The following is an 18754-nucleotide window of genomic DNA, read 5'->3' as shown; positions in this document are numbered from 1 at the left end:
CCCGGGGGATCGTTTGGAAGAGGATGTCTGGGAACGCAAATACCACCTCGCCCTGGCGCGCATCGAAAGCGACGAGCGCGACTTCAGGCGGGTGGAAGACACGTTGCGCAGGCTCGCGACGCGCCTTGCCATGCTGGCGAGGGGGCAGGGCGACGAATCCGATCGCTGGCTCGACCGCGTCGGCGAGCAGCTTCGCGGTGCGGTGGTGCCGGAGAACGTCGACGCGCTGCTGGAGGCCCTGGCCGGTATCGTCGTCGCCCTGGATACCCCTCGCGACGCGTCCGACCCCGAAACCGTCACGGCGCTGCGCGAAGACATCGCCCGCCTCCAGGGGTTGCTCGCGGAACTGGGTCCCCGTTTGCAGGACATGTTGCGCTTCCTCGCCGGCGGCCTTTCCGACGTGGACGACGGCGACCAGGCAGGCCGCGTACTCGACGAGAACGTGCGTTCCGAGATGCGCGCGATCGGCGAGCAGTTGGCCGCCGCCACCGACCTCGCCGGCCTGCGCATGCAGGTGAGCGAGCGGCTGGCGATGATCGACCGCCACTTCAGCGAACACCGCGAGCGCGAAGAAGCGCGCGTGACGGCGTATCGCGACCGCGCGCGGCGGATGCGGCATCGCGTGGAAGAACTGGAAGTGCAGGCGACCACGTTGCAGGACTCCCTGCGCCGCGAGCACGAACTGGCCCTCACCGACCCGCTCACCGGGCTGCCCAACCGCCTGGCCTGGGAACGGCGCATGGCGGACGTGGAGCAGGGCGTGCGCGCGGGCGCGTCGGCGTGCATCGCCGCGTTCGACATCGATCATTTCAAGGCCATCAACGATACGTTCGGGCACGCGGCGGGCGACGCCGTGTTGCGCATCGTCGCGCGCACGCTGTCGCGGGAGATGGGGGAGGGGGCCTTTCTCGCGCGCTACGGCGGCGAGGAATTCGTCGTCGTGTACACCGATACGGCACCGCCGGTGGCGCTGGCGCGCGCCGAGTCGCTGCGCGTCATCATCGAAGCGCTGGCCTTCCACGCCAGCGGCCGGCCGGTGCCGGTGACGATGTCCGGTGGCGTCGCGTCGTTCGGTGCCGCGACGGAAGCGGCGACGGCGGTCTTCGAACGGGCGGACCGGGCTTTGTATGCGGCCAAGCATGCGGGCAGGAATCGCTGCGTGGTTCTGTAACGGTCGGCTTCGCAGGAATCGCGGACAGGGTCCGCTCCCACCCTTCGGTAGCACACGTTCCTACCGAAGGGTGGGAGCGGACCCTGTCCGCGATTCCTGCGGAGCGATGCACTACCGATGCGGGATTCGTGGCCCCCTTCACCGCCCGCATGCGGCAACGCGTCATAATGACGGCTTCGCCAGCCCGTAGGTCACTTCGTCCATGGAAGCCGCCGCCGCGCAACCCGAAGCCGTCGTCGAACGGGGCGACGTACGTTTCACCGTTCTCACCCCCCGTCTCATCCGCCTGGAATGGGGCGTCTTCCGCGACGACCGCACCCAGGTCGTGGTGCATCGCGCGCTCGACGTGCCGCCTTATCGCATCGACGAAGACGACGCCACCCTGCACATCGACACCGGTCTGCTCCATCTTCGCTACGTGAAGGGCTCGGGTCGCTTCACCGCAAGCAACCTCGAAGTGGCCGTGAGGCGTCCCGGCGGTGGCGACATCGTCTGGCGTCCCGGCGACGTGCAGGCCGCCAACCTCGGCGGCACCTATCGCACCCTCGACCGCTACGACGGCGACACCTGGCAGGACGGCAGCAAGCTGCCGCTGGAAGACGGCCTGATCGCGCGCGACGGCTGGCACGTGGTGGACGACACGGCGAGCTTCGGCCTCGACGACGACGGCTGGGTACTCGAACGTCCCGAGGGCGAACGGCAGGATCTGTATTTCTTCGGCTATGGCCTCGATTATCGCGCCGCCCTGGCCGACTTCGCCGCCATCGCCGGGCCGCAGCCGATGCCGCCGCGCTTCGTCTTCGGCTACTGGTGGTCGCGTTACTGGAATTACTCGGACGAGGAGCTGCGCACGCTCGGCGCGCGTTTCGAGAAGGAGCGCATTCCCCTCGACGTACTCGTGCTCGACATGGACTGGCACACCACGCCGGGCCTTTCGTTGCGTCCGGGCCACGAGCAGTACGACGCCTTCGGCCAGCAGTCCGGCTGGACGGGCTACACCTTCAACCGCAGCCTGTTCCCCGATCCGGCGGCGTTCATGCGCTGGGCGCACGGCGAGAACCTGCGCATCACGGTGAACCTGCATCCGGCTTCCGGCGTGATGCCGCACGAAGAGAAATACGAAGCGATGGCGAAGGCGCTCGCGTGGGACACGTCCACGCAGGCGCCGATTCCGTTCGAGGGCACGTCGCGCCCGTACATGCGGGCGTTGTTCGACACGATCCTGCATCCGCTCGAGGAGGAAGGCGTCGATTTCTGGTGGCTCGACTGGCAGCAGTGGCCCGATTCGAAGGCCCACCCGGGGTTGTCGAACACGTGGTGGCTCAACCATCTCTTCTATACGGAGATGCAGCGCGACGGCGACCGTCGTGGCCTGATCTACCATCGCTGGGGCGGGCTCGGGAACCACCGCTATCCCATCGGCTTCTCGGGCGACAGCGTGATCTCATGGACGTCGCTGGCCTACCAGCCGCATTTCACGGCCATGGCCTCGAACGTGCTCTACGGCTACTGGAGCCACGACATCGGCGGCCACACCTTCCACAAGCACATTCCCCGGCCCGAGCGGCACCTGGAGCCGGAGCTCTACGCGCGCTGGATGCAGCTGGGCGTCTTCAGCCCCGTGTTGCGCACGCATTCGGCCAAGGAAGCCAGCCTGCACAAGGAACCTTGGCACTTCGGGCCGCCCTGGGGCGACGCGATCTTCGCGGCCATCCGCCTGCGCTACCAGCTGGCGCCGTACATCTATGCCGCCGCGCGGCAGGCCTACGACACGGGCATGTCGCTGGTGCGGCCGATGTACTACCACTGGCCCGAACTCGACGAGGCCTACGCCCATCCCTCGCAATACATGTTCGGCGACGACATCCTCGTGGCGCCGGTGACCGAGCCGGTCGGCGAGGACGGCACCGTGGTGTTCCCCGTCTGGTTGCCCCCGGGCCTGTGGTACAGCCGCGACGGTGCCGAGGCGTTCGAAGGCGGCGGCGTGTTCGAGCGGGCATATGCCCTGGAGGAAATCCCCATCTTCGTGCGCCCCGGCAGCGTGGTGCCGTTGTATCCGGAGGGTTTGCGCGACCTGGCGAGCGTGCCCGATACGCTGATCCTCCAGGTCTTTCCCGGCGACGAAGGCGCGACGGTGCTCTATGACGACGACGGCGCCACCCAGGGTTACCAACGCGGCGAGTTCGCCCGCACGCGGGTACGCAGCCGCCGGGGCGACCGCGCCCATCGCGTGCATATCGACGCGATGGACGGCCGTTATCGGGGCCGGCCGCATTCGCGATCCTATGTCGTGGAACTGCTGGACGCGGGCATCCCCGAGCGCGTCGAGGTCAACGGCGAAGCGCTGCCGTACAGCGCCTCGCCCGCGCCGCGCACCTGGCTGTTCGATACGGCGTCGCTGTGCATCCGTGTCGACCTCGGTACGGTATCCGTCGACGAGGCGCACGACGTCGTGGCCCGCTTCGCCCCCGAACACGCCTTGCCCAAGGGCCTGCTGCATCGCATCCGCCGGGCGGAGTTCGCCGTGCGTTATCTCAAGCAGGTATGGGGAGACATCTCCGCGCTGCCCGACGACGTGAACCTGGCCGGGCAGGCCGATCGCGTGCTCGCGTACGCGATGGAGCACGGCGACGACCAGGGAAGGGCGCAACGGTTCACCGCGGCGGTACAGGCGTTCGAATCGCGTTTCGCGGGCCTCGTGGCGAGCGTGGCGGCCACGCCCATCGACGAGGCCTACAAGCGTACCTTCGCCGACCTCGTGGGCCGTTGATCGTTGCGCCGCGCGGTCGTCTCGCTGCTGTTCGCACTGGCCGCCTTCGCGTCGCATGCGCAGGCGGTGCGCGTGGGCTCGAAGGCCGACAACGAAGGCGCGTTGCTGGGACAGATCGTGCTGCAGGTGCTTCGGCACGAGGGCATTCCGGTGGTGGATCGCACCCAGCTCGGGCCGACCTCGATCGTCCGTCGCGCGTTGGTCAACGGCGATCTGGACGTCTATCCCGAGTACACGGGCAACGCCGGCTTCTTCTTCCATCGTGAGACGGACCCGGCGTTTCGCGATCCGCGCCGCGCGTATGCACTCGCCGCCTCGCTGGACCTGGCTGCGAACCGGCTCGTGTGGCTCGCGCCCGCGCCCGCCGACAACCATTGGGCGATCGGCGTTCGCGGTGACGTGGCGCGGACGGCCAGGCTGGCGACGCTGGACGATTTCTCCCGATGGGTCCGCGCCGGCGCACGGGTGAAGCTCGCGGGGTCCGCGGAGTTCGTCGAAAGCGATGCCGCGCTGCCGGCGTTCCAGCAAGCGTATGGCTTCACGTTGCGCGGCGACCAGTTGCTCGTGCTGGCCGGGGGCGATACCTCGGCGACGATCAAGGCGGCGGCCGAAGGCATCTCCGGGGTGAACGCCAGCATGGTCTACTCCACCGACGGCGCGATCGCGGTGACGGGGCTGACGGTGCTCGACGATCCCAGGCACATCGAAATGGTCTATCAGCCCGCGCCGGTGGTACGCGAGGACGTGCTGCGCCGCTATCCCGCGATGCGTGCGCCGCTGGAGGCCGCATTCCGTTCGTTGACGGTCGAACGCCTGCGCCGGCTCAACGCGCGCACGCAGATCGATGGCGAGGATGCCGGGAAAGTGGCGGCCGACTACCTGCGGCAGGAGAAGCTGCTGCCATGAGCCGCCGCCTCGCCCTTCCGGTCGTGGTGCTCTGCACCGTCGGGCTCCTCGCCGCGCTGGCCCTGCCGTTCGCCCACGTCGCGCCCAACCGCCTGCTGAGCGGCGAGGCACGCAGCCCGCACGCGTGGATGCTGGCGCTGGCCTGGGTCATGCTCGCGGCGGCCTCGTGGGAACGGTGGCCTCGCGGCGTATCCGTCGCCTGCACGGCGGTGTTCGCCGTGGCGTTGCCTTGGTTGCTGGCGAACGATGCCTCGCTATGGCTCGCGACGGCGCGTGCCACCACGCGCGTGCAGGCCGGCGCCGGCTTCTGGACGATGTGGCTGTCCGCCGGACTCCTGTTGCTCGACCGCCTGCGCGCATGGCGCCCGGCCTGGCGCGTGACGACGTGGGCGGCCGTCGCCGGCGTGACGGTGGTGTCCGCAGGCATGGGCCGTTTCGACGACGTGGCGGTCGTGCGTGAATTCCACGCGCAACACGATGCGTTCGTCGATGCCTTGCTGATCCATCTGCGCCTGTCGGCCTCGACCTTGCTCATCGCCCTGGTCATCGGTGCGCCGCTCGGCTTCCAGGCATGGCGTGCCCGTCGCGCGGGAGGTGCGCTCGTCGGCGTGCTGGCCTTCCTGCAGACCGTGCCTTCGCTTGCCCTGTTCGCCTTGTTGATCGGGCCCTTTGCCTGGCTCGCGCGACAATGGCCCGCCCTCGGCGCACTGGGCTTCGGCGGCACGGGCGCGGCGCCCGCCGTGTTCGCCCTGGTGCTCTACGCCTTGCTGCCGGTGGTGCGCTATACGATGACGGGCCTCGACGCCGTGCCCGCCGACACGCGGGAGGCGGCACGCGGGCTGGGCATGACGCGCTGGCAGTTGCTGGCCCGCGTGCAGCTGCCGCTGGGCTGGCCCGTGCTGCTTGCCGGCCTGCGCATCGTCGCGGTGCAGACCATCGGCCTGGCCGCCGTGGCCGCGCTGATCGGTGCGGGTGGCCTGGGGCGTTTCGTTTTCCTCGGTATCGGACAAGGGGCGACCGACATGGTGTTGCTGGGCACGCTGGCCATCATCGGGCTGGCGCTGGCGGTGGACCTGCTGTTCCAGGGGTTGCTCGCATGGACGGAGCGCCGCGCATGATCGAATTCGACGGCATACGCAAACGCTTCGGCGGCCACGCGGTGATCGACGGGCTGTCGCTGCGCGTGGACGACGGCGAATTCTTCGTGCTCGTGGGTCCGTCCGGCTCGGGCAAGTCCACGCTGTTGCGCATGGTCAACCGCCTGGTGCTGCCCGACGAAGGGACGATACGCGTGGATGGCGAAGACGTGGCGAGCGTGCCGGTCGAGCGGCTACGTCGCGGCATCGGCTACGCCATCCAGTCGGTGGGCCTGTTTCCGCATCGCACGGTGGCCGAGAACATCGCTACCGTACCGCGACTGCTCGGCTGGTCGAAGGACGCCATCCGCGATCGCGTGGACGAGCTGCTGGTGCTGCTGCGCCTGGACGAGCCCGGCATGGCGTCGCGTTATCCGCGTACCTTGTCGGGCGGGCAGCAGCAGCGCGTGGGCGTGGCGCGTGCACTCGCCGCGCGCCCGCGCATCGTGTTGATGGACGAACCCTTCGGTGCGCTCGATCCGCTCACGCGCGAATCCTTGCAGGCCAGCCTCAAGGCGATCCAGCGCGAGACGAAGACCACCATCCTGTTCGTCACCCACGACATGGACGAGGCCTTCGGCCTGGGCGATCGCGTGGCGCTGATGCTGGACGGCACGCTTGTGCAGACCGGTACGCCGACCGAGCTGATCCGCGAACCCGCGGACGATCGCGTGCGCGATTTCGTCGGCGGCGCGCGGGCCCGGTTGCGCGAGCTGGCGCTGCATCGCGTGCGCGAGCGCATGCATCGGGGAGGCGCCGCGGACGGCGAGGCCGTGGACGTCGATGCGACCCTGCAGGACGCCCTCGGTGCGATGCTCATGCAAGGGCGCGAGCGCCTGCCGGTGAGCGAGGGCGGCCAGGCGATCGGCACGATCGACCTGGCCGACATGGTGGAGCACCGTCGGTGAAGGCGGTGCTTCCGGCTGTCGCACTGGCGTTGCTCTTGCTGGCGATGCCGCATGCCGGCGGCTGGTTCCATGCGTGGATGCCGGCGCTGTCGCATCCGCTGTACACGCGCACGTCGTTCACGGCGCTGACGGCGTCGCACATCGCGCTCGTGCTGTCGGCGACGGTACTGGCCACGGCGGTGGGGCTGGCCCTGGGCATCCTCGCCACGCGACCCGCGGGGCGTTCGCTCCTGCCGACGGTGCGCGCGGTGGCGGTGATCGGACAGACCTTTCCGCCGGTGGCGGTGCTCGCCATCGCCGTGCCCCTGCTCGGTTTCGGTGCCGCGCCGACGTTCGTGGCACTCGCCCTCTATGGCGTACTGCCCGTGCTGGGGCAGACCGTGGCGGGACTCGACGCGGTGTCGCCCGTCGCGCTGCATGCGGCCGACGGCATGGGCTACGGACGCTGGCGCCGGTTGCTCGACGTGGAGTTGCCGTTGGCGGCCGGGCCGATCATGGCGGGCGTGCGCCTGTCGGCCATCGTCAGCGTGGGTACGGCGACCATCGGTTCGGCGGTGGGAGCGACGACGCTGGGATCGCCGATCGTCGAGGGATTGGTGGGAAACAACGCCGCCTACGTGGTGCAGGGGGCGTTGCTGGTGGGCGCGTTGGCGTTGACGGTGGATGGGGTGCTGGGCGTGGTGGAGCGGAAGATACGGCGAGGGGTCTAGAGCCGCATCATCGCTCACGGATAACCGACGTCACGGCGCTGGGTTCCTGCGTACGCAGGAACGACGAGCGGCAAGATGGACTCCCGTCGCCCCTGCGTACGCAGGGGCCCAGCGCCGTGTTTTCCGGTTTTCGCGACTAGGTCGCTACGCGCTTCACCAGATCCGCACGCGCTGCGTCGGATCCAGGTACAGCTTCTGCCCCGGTTGCGGCTTGAACGCGTCGTACCACGGATCGAGGTTGCGCACGGTCTGCGCACGGAACGGCCCCGGTGCGTGACCGTCGCCGATCACCTGCTGGCGCAGGGCCGCGTCGCGGGTCTTCGTGCGCCAGCTCTGCGCGAAGGCAAGGAAGAAGCGCTGGTCGCCGGTGAGGCCGTCGATCACCGGCGCGGGCTTGCCGCCGAGGCTTTCCTTGTAGGCCGCATAGGCGATGGCCAGGCCCGACAGGTCGGCGATGTTTTCGCCCAGCGTCTGCTGGCCGTTGATGTGCAGGCCGGGCAGCGGCTCGTACTGGTTGAACTGCTCGACGAGGCGCTGGCCGGCTTCCTTGAAGTGCTTCTGGTCCGCGTCCGTCCACCAGTTGGCGAGGCGTCCCTGCGCGTCGAACTCGGCACCGGTGTTGTCGAAGCTGTGGCTGATCTCATGGCCGATCACGGCGCCGATGGAACCGTAGTTGGAGGCGGCGTCGGCCTTCGGATCGAAGAACGGCGCTTCGAGGATGGCCGCCGGGAAGTTCAGCGCGTTCTGCAGCGGCAGGTTCACCGCGTTGACCGTCTGCGGCGTCATCCACCATTCGTCGCGATCCACCGGCTTGCCCAGCTTGGCGACCTGATGCCGGTATTCGGCAAGTTCTGCACGATTGTGATTGCCGAAGGCGTCGTCGGGGCGGATCTCGAGCTTGCCGTAGTCGCGCCAGGTATCCGGATAGCCGACGCCGACCTTGATGGTGGCGATCTTGGCCTTGGCCTTCTGGCGGGTGGCGGGCGACATCCAGTCGATGGTGTCCACGCGGGCGTCGAAGGCCTTCAGGATGTTCTTGACCATGTCCTGCACTTCCGCGCGCGAGGAGGCCGGGAAGTATTTCTTCACGTAGATCTGGCCCACGGCGTCGCCGAGGTCGGCGTTGGTCAGGCCCAGCGCGCGTTTCCAGCGGTCGCGCTGCTTCGGCGTGCCCGTGAGCGTCTTGCCGTGGAAGTCGAACGAGAGCTGGTCGAAGGCCTTGGGCAGCACGAAGGCGTTTTCGTCGAGGGCGTGGAAGCGCAACCAGGCCTTCCAGGTATCCAGCGGCTCGCTGGCCACGAGGGCGGCGAACTTCGTCACCGTGGACGGCTGCCAGACGATGAAGGTGGGCTGGTCGTCGAGGCCGGCCGCCTTGAAATAGGCGTTCCAGTCGATGCCCGGTGCCCTGGTGGCGAATTCCGTGCGCTTCCAGGGGTTGTTGGCCTTGTGGATGTCCTCGCTTTCCACGATGGAGAGCTGGGCCTGGGCGATCTTCGTTTCCAGCGCCACGACGGCCTTCGCCTTGGCGGCGGCGTCCGGCGTGCCGGCCTGGGCGAGCAGGGCCTGGACGTAGGCGGCGTACTTCGTGCGCGCCTCCACCATGTCCTTGTCGTTCTTGAGGTAGTAGTCGCGGTTGGGCATGCCCAGGCCGCCCTGCAGCAGGTAGGGGTAGTTCTTCGAGGGGTCGTCCAGGCCCTGGGCCACGAACAGGCCGAGCAGATGGCCGGTGTCCAGGTGGGTGGCGTTGATCGGGTCGAGGTCGGCGCGCAACTGCGCACCCAGGGCGGTGGAAAGCGCGGGCTTGTCCTTGATGGCGTCGATGGCGGCCAATGCCGGCTCGATCGGCTTGAGGCCCGCCTTTTCGATGGCCGCCTCGTCCATGAACGCCTTGTAGTAGTCGGCGATCAGCCGTTCGTTGCTGCCCGCCGGCGCATTGGCCGCCGCCGCTTCCTTGACCAGGTCGGCGTTGCGCTTCTCGGCCTTCTCGAACACCTGCAGGAAGATGCCCGTGCTGGCCCGGTCGGCGGGGATCTGTGCCGTTTTTTCCCAGGCGCCGTTGGCGTAGGCATTGAAGTCGTCGCCCGGCTTGACCGAGCGGTCCATGCCTTTCTGGTCCACGCCCGGGGGAACGCCGGCGGCGAGGACCGCGGACGAAGCCAGCGAGCAGGCGATGGCTGAAGCGAGCAGCCGGGGGAGGGTGGCCATGGGTCGGTTCCTTGAGGACGTGGACGCACACGATAAGCCCAGGCCTCGCGCTTTTGTCCATGACCGATGGACTAGCCGTCGCGCTTTCCGGGCGTTGGCGGGGGTTGTGCGCTAATGGCCGTCCGGCCCCGCAACGGGGCCGGCCAGGGTGTGGGCCGAGGGTCGCCCCCGGTCCGCCCGGACCATCCCACAGCAGATCCCAGGAGATCGCTATATGAACGCACGTTTCGAACTGACCGGCCCGCAGACCGACATCGCCAGCTATCCGCAGTGGGCCCAGGACATGGTGTCCGACTGCGCCGACGCCCGGCACGACATCGTCAGCCACGAGATGTGGACGGCGATGTGCGCCGCCACGCTCGACGCGGAAACCACCCGCAACTTCATGGTGGGCGTGTGGCCGGTGATCGAGCGCTTCCCCGGCTATATGTCCCATAGCCTGCTCAAGACCCGTTACGGCCGCAGCCCGGGCGACGACCTCGCCCGGCGCTGGCTGGTGCGCAACATCCGGGTGGAGCAGAACCATGCCGAGTACTGGCTCAACTGGGCCGAAAGCGCCGGGGTGTCGCGCGAAGAGGTGCTGGGTGCCGAGCCGCCCAAGGGTTCCCAGGCCCTGGCGGCCTGGTGCGAGGAGGTGACCCGCAACGATTCGCTGGCCGCGGGCATCGCCGCCACCAACTACGCGGTGGAAGGCGCCACCGGCGATTGGTCGCAAATCGTCTACGACAGCAAGGTCTACGCGGAAAGTCTGCCGATTAACGGCCGCAAAGCCGGGCTGCGGTGGCTTCAGCTCCACGCCGCATATGACGATACTCATCCTTGGGAAGCCCTGGAGATCGTCTGCACCCTGTTGGGAAGCAACCCTCCGGCGGACCAGGTGGAGCACATCCGGGAGTGCGTCCGCCGCAGTTACGTCAGTATGAGCATCACGCTGGACCGCTGCATGGATGGCCTGACCTCGATCCGCAGGTTGAACGAGGCTGCCGCGTAACGCCAAAGTAGGGGACGATGTGGCGCACCATCACCAGGCAACGAACGACCGGGGTATCGATGCGACCCGCTGAAACCAGCCAGACATTGCCGCTCGCAAGGCGCCTGATGCCGCTGGCGTACGCGTTGGTCGCGGTCGTGGGCCTCGTGCTGGCCCTCACCTGGGGTGCGCTGCAGGTCCAGGTGACCCTCGCCGGTTTCCTCAACGGCGAGAGTCTCTGGTCCAAGGCGCAGAAAGAGTCGGTCATCACCCTCGACGCCTATGCCTCGCATGGCCGGCCGGGCGATCTGGCCGACTTCCGTCGCAACTACGCCGTGATGATGGCCGATCGCCAGGCCCGCGACGCCATCGCCAGCGGGCACTTCTCGCATGCGGAGGTGGAAGACGCCTTCGCCCGCGGCGGCGTGATTCCCGAAGCCATCCCGGGGATGGTGTTCATTTTCCAGTATTTCGACGGCATGCCCTACGTGCGCGAGGCGGTCGCCGAGTGGCGGTCGGTCGACGGCAGCCTGGCCGAGCTGAAGGAGATCGCCGACCGGCTGGAGCGCGGCTACGCGTCGCGCACCGTGCAGCCGGCGGACGTCGACGCCGAGCGCGAGCGCATCGGCGCGCTCAACACGTATATCGAACCCAGGGCCAAGGCGTTTTCGCTCTATATCGCCAACGGGGCCTCGTGGCTGGGCCGCGTGCTGTTCGTCACCGTGCTGGGGGTGGCGGTACTCGCCTCGCTGCTGTGGCTGCGCATGGCCACGCGCGTGCTCGCGAGCATTCGCGGCACCGAGGAGCGCTACAGCCTGCTGTTCGACAGCGCCGCCGATGCCATCTTCATGGTCGACGAGGCCTCCGGGCGCATCCTCGACGCCAACCGCCGCGCCGCGAGCTGGATCGGCTGCGCGCGACACGAACTCAGCGGCATCCAGCTCGCCAGCCTCTTCGTCGACGGCTCGGCCTATTCGGGCGTGGGCACCTTGCGCGGGGCCGACGGCGTGCTGCGTCCGGTGGAAACCCAGAGCAGCCTGGTGGTATGGGGCTCGCGGCAGGTCTGCCAGGCCATCGTGCGCGACATTTCCGACCGCGTGGCGATGGAGCAGGAGCGCAAGATCGCCGCGGAGGCACTGGCCAGCATCGCGGAGGGCGTGATCATCGCCGATGCCGACCGCCGCGTGACCACGGCCAACGATGCCCATACGGCGCTCACCGGCATGTCGGTGCAGGCGCTGCGGCGCACCCGCTTCGACGCCACCCGCACGTTGCCCGACGGCCGGCCGCTGCCGGCGTCGCTGTGGGAGGCCGTGGCGGCGGGCAACAACTGGCAGGGCGAGGTGGAAAGCCGCCGTGCCGACGGCACCACGTACCCGGAGCTGATGAGCATCAGCTCCATCCGCGATGCGGAAGGCCGTCCCCAGCACTACGTGGCCGTGGTCTCGGACATGACGGCGCGCAAGGCCGATCGCCAGCGCCTGCAGCACCTGGCCACGCACGATCCGCTCACCGGCCTGGTCACCCGCTCGGAGTTCGAACGGCTCTGCGCCGAGGCCATCACGCACGCCGCGCACGAACGCGGGGCCGTCGCGGTGCTTTTCGTCGACCTGGACGCGTTCAAGGTCATCAACGACAGCTACAGCCATGCCATCGGCGACGCCTTGCTCATGCGCGTGGCCGAGCGCATCCGGGCGCAGCTCTCGACGCACGACGTGGCCGGCCGCATCGGCGGCGACGAGTTCACCATCCTGCTCGGCGACCTGCGCTCGCGCGAAGAAGCCATGCTCGTCGCCGAGGCCCTGCTGGCGGCGTTGGCGCGACCGTTCGACCTGGACGATTACGAGCTCTACGTGAGCGCGAGCATCGGCATCGCCGGCTATCCGCTCGACGGCAACGACCCGGTCACCCTCATCGCCAACGCCGACGCTGCCATGTACGTGGCCAAGACCGAAGAGCGCAATGCCTTGCGCTTCTACACCCCCAAGATGCACGCCGATGCGCGCCGTCGCCTGAAGCTCGCTTCCGAGTTGCGCCAGGCGCTCGCGCGCAACGAGTTCCAGTTGCTCTACCAGCCCAGCGTGGAAATGCGCACGGGCCGCATCGTGGCGGTGGAGGCCCTGATCCGCTGGCGCCACCCGGAACGCGGCAGCGTGCCGCCCGATGAATTCATCCCCATCGCCGAGAGCCTGGGCCTGATTCGCCAGATCGATCAGTGGGTGATGGAGAACGCCTGCGCGCAACTGGTGCTCTGGGACCAGATGCGCATGCCGCCGCTGAGGATGGCGGTGAACGTGTCGGCCGGATCGTTCGCCCATCCCGAATTCCTTCCCGGCGTGAGCCAGGCCCTGACGAAGACCGGCGTGCCGGCCAACCGGCTGCTGGTCGAGCTGACCGAAAGCGCGATCCTGCGCCTGGGCGAGGACACCGAGCGGGCGATGCTCGCGCTGCACAAGCTTGGCGTGGCGGTGGCCATCGACGACTTCGGTACCGGGTATTCCTCGCTGGCCTACCTGAAGCTGCCGGCGGTGGCATACCTCAAGATCGATCGCTCGTTCATCGCCGGCCTGCCCACCAACGGCAACGACGTGGCCATCACCGAGGCGATGCTCGCCATCGCCCGCAGCCTCGACCTGCACACCATCGCCGAGGGCATCGAGGGCGAGGCGCAGCACGATTTCCTGCTGCGCGCCGGTTGCCAGGAAGGCCAGGGCTTCCTCTACTCGCGTCCCTTGCCGCCGGACGAGATCGAGCGGTTGCTCGTGCCCCGCGCGTCCGCCGCGTCGGGCAAGCGCCTTTCGCTGGTGCCGCCCAAACGGGCCTAGGGTTTACCGTCGCGAACCCCATATGATGTCCATCGTTTTCACGAAGGACGTTTTCCCGTGTCTTCCCGCGATGCCATCGTTTTCCTCTTCGACGTCGACAACACCCTGATCGACAACGACCGTTTCAGCGCCGACCTGGCCGATCGCCTGGAGCGCGACTTCGGCGCCGAGGGGCGCGAGCGCTACCGGGCCATCGACAAGGAGATCCGTGGACAGGTCGGTTACGCCGACTACCTGGGCGCGCTGCAACGACTGCGCGGCAAGGACAGCGACCCCCGGTTCATGGAGATGTCGTTCTTCCTGCTCGACTATCCGTTCGACGAGCGCCGTTTCCCGGGCGTGCCGCAGACCATCGATCACCTGCGGACGCTGGGGCGCCCGGTGATCATGTCCGATGGCGATACGGTGTTCCAGCCACGCAAGATCCGCCGCGCCGGATTGTGGGATGCCTTCCGCGGCGACGTGCTGATCTACGTGCACAAGGAAGAAATGCTCGACCACATGCAGGCGACGTACCCCGCCGATCATTACGTCATGGTGGACGACAAACCGCGCATCCTCGTGGCGATGAAGAAGCTCCTGGGCGACAAGGTGACCACGGTGTTCGTGAAGCAGGGGCACTATGCGGTGGAGAGCGAGTTCAACGGCGTTTCGCCCGATATCACGGTGGCTTCGGTGGCCGAGCTGGCGACCCTGGGGCGCGAGGCATTCCCATCGCGGACAGGGTCCGCTCCCACCCTTCGGTAGCAACCCTTCCTGGCGAAGGGTGGGAGCGGACCCTGTCCGCGATTCAGGGTTCGAAAGCGCCGCGGATCCACTCGACGCCCGAGCCCTCGAACGCCATCACGTCGAAGCGGCAAGGCCGCCACGCATCGCGCGGCCTCCCGGCTAGCCACACATGCGCCGCGCTCACGATGCGCCGCTGCTTGGCCACCGTGATCGACGCCAGCGCGCCTCCAAAGGCCGAGTCACGTCGATAGCGCACCTCGACGAACACCAGGGTCTCGCCGTCGCGCATCACCAGGTCGATCTCCCCGTGCCGGCAGAGGAAGTTCGCCTGCACGAGGCACAGTCCGCGGGTTTCCAGAAACGATCGCGCCGCGCCCTCGAAACGATCTCCGGTGGCGCGGCGCGCGGTGGTCTTGCGGGACGTGGTATTCAACGCGGACTCCTTTCCGCGCCGGGAGGGAGAGGGGATCAGCCGCCGCCGTTCTCGACGTCGGGGGCCGTGGCCGGCGCTTCGAGTTCGAGGCTACCGGCGACCGGACGGGCCACGCCGTCGGTGAAACGCGCCCAGATGAGTACGCGACGCACCCGTCCGAACTCGTCGGCCACCAGTTGGCCCGTGGCGCCGGGCAGGTAGCTGCCGGGATGGCCACGCATCCAGTCGACGTAGGGCACCAGGCCCCAGGCGTCCATGCCGAACGCGAACAGGCGGGCGGCCACGCCGCGAGTCGCCGGGATGGCATTGGCCAGGTCGCCGCGACGGGCCAGGCCCGGTTGCGCGTCGAACAGCCAGGGCGCATCGCAGAACTCCACGCCTTCCAGGTCGCGATCCGACGAGGGATCGTCGTTGCCCCCGTACACGTGCGAGGTGGCGAACACCGGGAGGGTGTTTTTCGCCAGGCGCAGCTGGGGCAACAGCAGGCGGGCCTGCTGCGGCTTCATGCTGATGAACACGCCGGCATCGGCCTGCTCCTCGGGGCTTTCGCCGACGTTGATGCCGGCGAGCTGCGAGGCGAAATCGATGCTCGATGCATCCAGCGTGACCTGGCTCACCAGCGTGCCGCCGCGCGCCTGCCATTCGGCCTTGAAGGCGTTGCCGGCGCGGCGGGCGAAATCGTCGGTGGAGACGATCGCCACCGCCTTGTGCAGGCCGCGATCGGCCATGTGGTCGGCGACCTGGGCGCCTTCGGTTTCCGGCAGCAGGCCGAACTCGCTGGCGCCGGAGGGCGGCAGGTTCTTGTTGTCGCTGGGATAGTTCAGGGTGAGCATCGGCGCGGGCAGCGCGCCCTTGGCGAAGATCGCCGACACGCCTTCGCGGTTGAGCGGGCCGACGACGAAGTTCGCGCCGTCGGCCACGGCCTTGTCGTAGGCGGATACGGCGTGCGCCGCGTCGTTGCCCGAGTCGTACACCACCACCTGCGGGCGCGGCGCGTTGGCGTGCGCCGAGTCGACGTAGTTGGTGAAGAAGCCGTCGCGGATCGCGGCCCCCGCACCGGCCAGCGGGCCGCTCAGCGGCAGCAGGAGCGCCACCTTGTTGGGTACCTTGTAGCCTTCGCGCACGTTCTTGTCGCCGGTGACCGTACCCACCGCCTGGTCGAGCACGGCCGGGCTGCGGGTGGCGCTGCCGAGGCGGCTCTGCGCTTCCACCACCCAGGGCCGCATCGGATCGTTGGCGGGCATCGGCGCGAGTCGTTCGGCCAGCGGCTGCGCGCCCAGGCCGGTCAGCAGGGTGAGGATCTCGCGACGGTTTTCCTCGCGATCGATGCCGTGCAGCTGGCCGTCCATCTCCACGCGGGTCTGCGCGGCGCTCCACGGATCGCCCGAGGCCGCCTGCGCGCGGGCGCGCAGTTCGGCGAGCCGCTGGGCGATCTGCGCCGAGACGCGCGACGACGGCTTGCCGGTGAGCGAGAGGGCGGTGGCGGGGTCGTTCTTCTTCAGCGCGATCTCGGCGCGCAGGGCGTCGAAGCGCAGGGCGTCCTCGCCTTCCAGGCGGGAGCGGCGGATATCGGCCACCACCGGCGCGGCGCGGTCGAGCGCACCTTCCTGGCGATAGGCCTCGGCGGCGAGAAGCTTGAAGTAGTCGCGATTCGCGCCGTCCTGTTCGGCGAGAGCGAGATAGGCCTGCGCGGCCTGGTCGAACTGGCCCTTGGTGTAGAGGGCCTGCGCCGCCTGCGTGGCTTCGCCCGACGGCGCGGCGCCGTGCGGTCGGGTGGTGCCGCCCGGCGTTACGCAACCGGCGAGGCCGGCGGTCAGGAGGAGGCCGAGGGTGGTGGCACGCATCGCTCGCATCGCGTTTTTCCTTGGTTGGACGCCGTCAAACGCCCGGATCATAGCCGATCGATCTGAATGGCCGGTGTGATGTGCCGGTCATCCCGATTCGTCGATCGCATCGGCGAAGGGTGCTCGCCTCAGGCCCCGTAAAGCGCTTTCCGCGGCGCCCCCGTGATCGCCGCCGCCAGCTTCGCCGCCTTCGCCGGCGGCAGTTCCTCTTTCAGGATGCCGAACACGCGAAGCCCTTCGGCGATGCGTTCGTCCTCGCCCGCTTCGCGGCCGGCCACCATCACCACGAACTCGCCCTTCTGCTGGTTGGGATCGGCCTTCACCTGCTCGACCAGCCCGGCCAGCGGTGCGCCGAGCACCGTTTCGAAGAGCTTGGTGAGCTCGCGCGCCACCACGGCTTCCCTGTCGTCGCCGAACGCCTCGCGCATGTCTTCCAGGCATTCGACGATGCGGTGCGACGACTCGTAGAAGATGAGCGTGCGCGATTCCCCGGCCAGTTCGGCCAGCCGCGAACGGCGGGCACCGGCCTTGGCGGCGAGGAATCCCTCGAACACGAACCGGTCGCTCGGCAAGCCCGCCACGGACAGCGCGGCCACTACGGCGCTGGGTCCCGGCACGGGACTCACCTTCAATCCGGCCACGCGCGCCGCGCGGACGAGGCGGAAGCCCGGGTCGCTGATCAGCGGCGTGCCGGCGTCGGAGACCAGGGCCACGTCGGCCCCCGCGCGCATGCGTTCGACGAGGCCGTCCACGGCGGTACGTTCGTTGTGGTCGTGCAGGGCCACCAGCGGCGTATCGATGCCCAGGTGCTGCAACAGGGGGCGCGTATGCCGCGTGTCCTCGGCGGCGATCACCGCGACCCTGCGCAGCGTCTCGATAGCGCGCGCGCCGATGTCGTCGCGATTGCCGATGGGCGTGGCGACGACGTGCAGGATACCGGGGCGGGCTGTGGACATCGTGGGTTCCGGTGGGGGCGACCGGGCATTCTATGCCCTATACTCCGTGATGGAGTCGGCCGGACAGTCGCGTCGCGCCTTGTGCGCGTCGAGGAAAGTCCGGGCTCCACAGGGCAGGGTGCCAGGTAACGCCTGGGCAGCGTGAGCTGACGGCCAGTGCAACAGAGAGCAGACCGCCGATGGCCCCGCGAGGGGATCAGGTAAGGGTGAAAGGGTGCGGTAAGAGCGCACCGCGTGCGGGGCTAACGTCGCACGGCACGGTAAACCCCACCCGGAGCAAGACCAAATAAGGGAACCATGACGCGGCCCGCGTCGTTCCCGGGTAGGTTGCTAGAGCCTGGCGGTGACGCCAGGCCGAGAAGAATGACTGTCACGTCGCAAGACGCACAGAACCCGGCTTACAGGCCGACTCCTTTTTTCTTCCGGCACGGGCGGAGCGTCTTCCACGACGCTCCGCCCGCGTTTTACCTAAACCCCCATTCAGTCAAGGCCCGAATTTCGCCTCCGGGGGCAACCCTCCGTGTCAGGCTTCGTCGTAAAAAATCCCACCGATTCAACCACCTTCCGCCGGTTCCTCATAAATGGCTGGAATTGGTGATGAACCGCGCCTTTCTCCTTGATTCACAAGAAAAATTTCCTTGACAGTCTCAGGGGGCGAGACTATCGTGGGCTCCGGTGTGAAATCGTGGGATTTAGTGGGGTAACCAGCCAGTCATGTTCCAAGGCGAAACCGCCATCACGGTCGACGACAAGGGTCGTCTGACGATTCCGACCTCGTATCGGGATCTGGTGGCCGACGCCTGCGCGAACCGGTTGGTGATCGCCTACAACCCCTTCGAGACAGGCTGTCTGTGGATCTTCCCGTACGCGGAGTGGGAACAGGTCCGCGACCAGGTCAACGCGCTTCCCAGCGTCAAGGCCGTGCATCGCGCGCTGCAGATGAAGCTGGTCGGCGCCGCCGCCATCGTCGAGCCCGACGGTGCCGCGCGCGTGCTCCTGCCGGCCAGCCAACGGGCCGCGGCTGGCATAGAAAAAAAGGCCGTGTTGCTCGGCATGGGCAACAAGTTCGAACTCTGGAGCGAACAGGCCCACCTCGCGAAGATCCGCCAGACCATCGGCGAGGACGAGATAAGCGACGACATGGCGGAGCTGCGGTTGTGACGACGAACTGATCATTTGACTGGTGTACGG

General features: G+C 68.3%; 14 protein-coding genes and 1 other RNA gene. 11 read left to right on the top strand and 4 right to left on the bottom strand.

Going from position 1 to position 18754, the window contains the following annotated elements:
* The first annotated feature begins 13 nt into the window (after positions 1-13).
* From L2Y94_RS17805 to L2Y94_RS17780, 6 genes are all read left to right on the top strand, one after another.
* Positions 14-1171: a GGDEF domain-containing protein gene (locus L2Y94_RS17805; RefSeq protein WP_247370404.1), complete on the top strand. Its 1158-nt coding sequence runs from the start codon at positions 14-16 to the stop codon at positions 1169-1171.
* Between the two features lie 202 nt (positions 1172-1373).
* Positions 1374-3941, top strand: a complete 2568-nt coding sequence (locus L2Y94_RS17800) for a TIM-barrel domain-containing protein (RefSeq protein WP_247370402.1) — start codon at positions 1374-1376, stop codon at positions 3939-3941.
* Between the two features lie 3 nt (positions 3942-3944).
* Complete coding sequence (gene osmF / locus L2Y94_RS17795; RefSeq protein WP_247370399.1) at positions 3945-4847, top strand: glycine betaine ABC transporter substrate-binding protein OsmF; 903 nt, start codon at positions 3945-3947, stop codon at positions 4845-4847.
* Positions 4844-5965, top strand: coding sequence for an ABC transporter permease (locus L2Y94_RS17790; RefSeq protein ID WP_247370397.1), 1122 nt, complete (start codon positions 4844-4846; stop codon positions 5963-5965). Before osmF ends, L2Y94_RS17790 begins: the two co-directional genes overlap by 4 nt.
* Positions 5962-6891, top strand: a complete 930-nt coding sequence (locus L2Y94_RS17785) for an ABC transporter ATP-binding protein (RefSeq protein WP_247370395.1) — start codon at positions 5962-5964, stop codon at positions 6889-6891. Before L2Y94_RS17790 ends, L2Y94_RS17785 begins: the two co-directional genes overlap by 4 nt.
* 5 nt (positions 6892-6896) lie before the next feature.
* A complete protein-coding gene (locus L2Y94_RS17780) occupies positions 6897-7601 on the top strand; it encodes an ABC transporter permease (RefSeq protein ID WP_247370392.1) in 705 nt (234 codons plus the stop codon).
* Between the two features lie 153 nt (positions 7602-7754).
* On the opposite strand, the gene L2Y94_RS17775 is transcribed toward L2Y94_RS17780, so the two are convergent.
* Positions 7755-9806 (bottom strand): M13 family metallopeptidase, encoded by a 2052-nt coding sequence (locus tag L2Y94_RS17775; RefSeq protein ID WP_247370389.1) that lies wholly within the window; start codon positions 9804-9806, stop codon positions 7755-7757.
* 214 nt (positions 9807-10020) lie between these two features.
* On the opposite strand from L2Y94_RS17775, the gene L2Y94_RS17770 reads away from it, so the two are divergent.
* From L2Y94_RS17770 to L2Y94_RS17760, 3 genes are read left to right on the top strand one after another with little or no spacing between them, the layout of a single operon-like run.
* Positions 10021-10797 carry an iron-containing redox enzyme family protein gene (locus L2Y94_RS17770; protein WP_247370386.1) on the top strand — a complete coding sequence of 259 codons (777 nt, stop codon included), beginning with the start codon at positions 10021-10023 and terminating at the stop codon, positions 10795-10797.
* 59 nt (positions 10798-10856) lie between these two features.
* Entirely contained in the window at positions 10857-13601 is a 2745-nt protein-coding gene (locus L2Y94_RS17765) for a putative bifunctional diguanylate cyclase/phosphodiesterase (RefSeq protein ID WP_247370383.1), read from the top strand.
* A 57-nt stretch (positions 13602-13658) separates the two neighbouring features.
* On the top strand, positions 13659-14348 hold the full coding sequence (locus tag L2Y94_RS17760) for an HAD family hydrolase (protein ID WP_247370380.1): 690 nt from the start codon (positions 13659-13661) through the stop codon (positions 14346-14348).
* A gap of 43 nt (positions 14349-14391) precedes the next feature.
* Here L2Y94_RS17760 and L2Y94_RS17755 read toward each other — a convergent pair whose 3' ends face one another.
* From L2Y94_RS17755 to rsmI, 3 genes are all read right to left on the bottom strand, one after another.
* Positions 14392-14763, bottom strand: a complete 372-nt coding sequence (locus tag L2Y94_RS17755) for a YraN family protein (protein ID WP_247370378.1) — start codon at positions 14761-14763, stop codon at positions 14392-14394.
* Between the two features lie 35 nt (positions 14764-14798).
* The gene (locus L2Y94_RS17750) at positions 14799-16616 is read right to left on the bottom strand and encodes a penicillin-binding protein activator (RefSeq protein ID WP_247370376.1); all 1818 of its coding nucleotides are present in this window, start codon (positions 16614-16616) and stop codon (positions 14799-14801) included.
* A gap of 119 nt (positions 16617-16735) precedes the next feature.
* A complete protein-coding gene (gene rsmI / locus L2Y94_RS17745) occupies positions 16736-17563 on the bottom strand; it encodes a 16S rRNA (cytidine(1402)-2'-O)-methyltransferase (RefSeq protein WP_247370375.1) in 828 nt (275 codons plus the stop codon).
* Positions 17564-17614: 51 nt separating this feature from the next.
* Between rsmI and rnpB the strand changes: the two genes are divergently transcribed.
* Both rnpB and mraZ read left to right on the top strand, forming a co-directional pair.
* An RNA gene (gene rnpB / locus L2Y94_RS17740) (RNase P RNA component class A) lies at positions 17615-17980 on the top strand.
* Between the two features lie 297 nt (positions 17981-18277).
* Positions 18278-18724, top strand: a complete 447-nt coding sequence (gene mraZ / locus L2Y94_RS17735) for a division/cell wall cluster transcriptional repressor MraZ (RefSeq protein WP_247370374.1) — start codon at positions 18278-18280, stop codon at positions 18722-18724.
* Positions 18725-18754 lie beyond the last annotated feature (30 nt).

Origin of the sequence: Luteibacter aegosomatis (assembly GCF_023078455.1) — a bacterium.
GTDB classification, from domain to species: domain Bacteria; phylum Pseudomonadota; class Gammaproteobacteria; order Xanthomonadales; family Rhodanobacteraceae; genus Luteibacter; species Luteibacter aegosomatis.
This window is presented reverse-complemented; position numbering and strand designations above follow the sequence as displayed.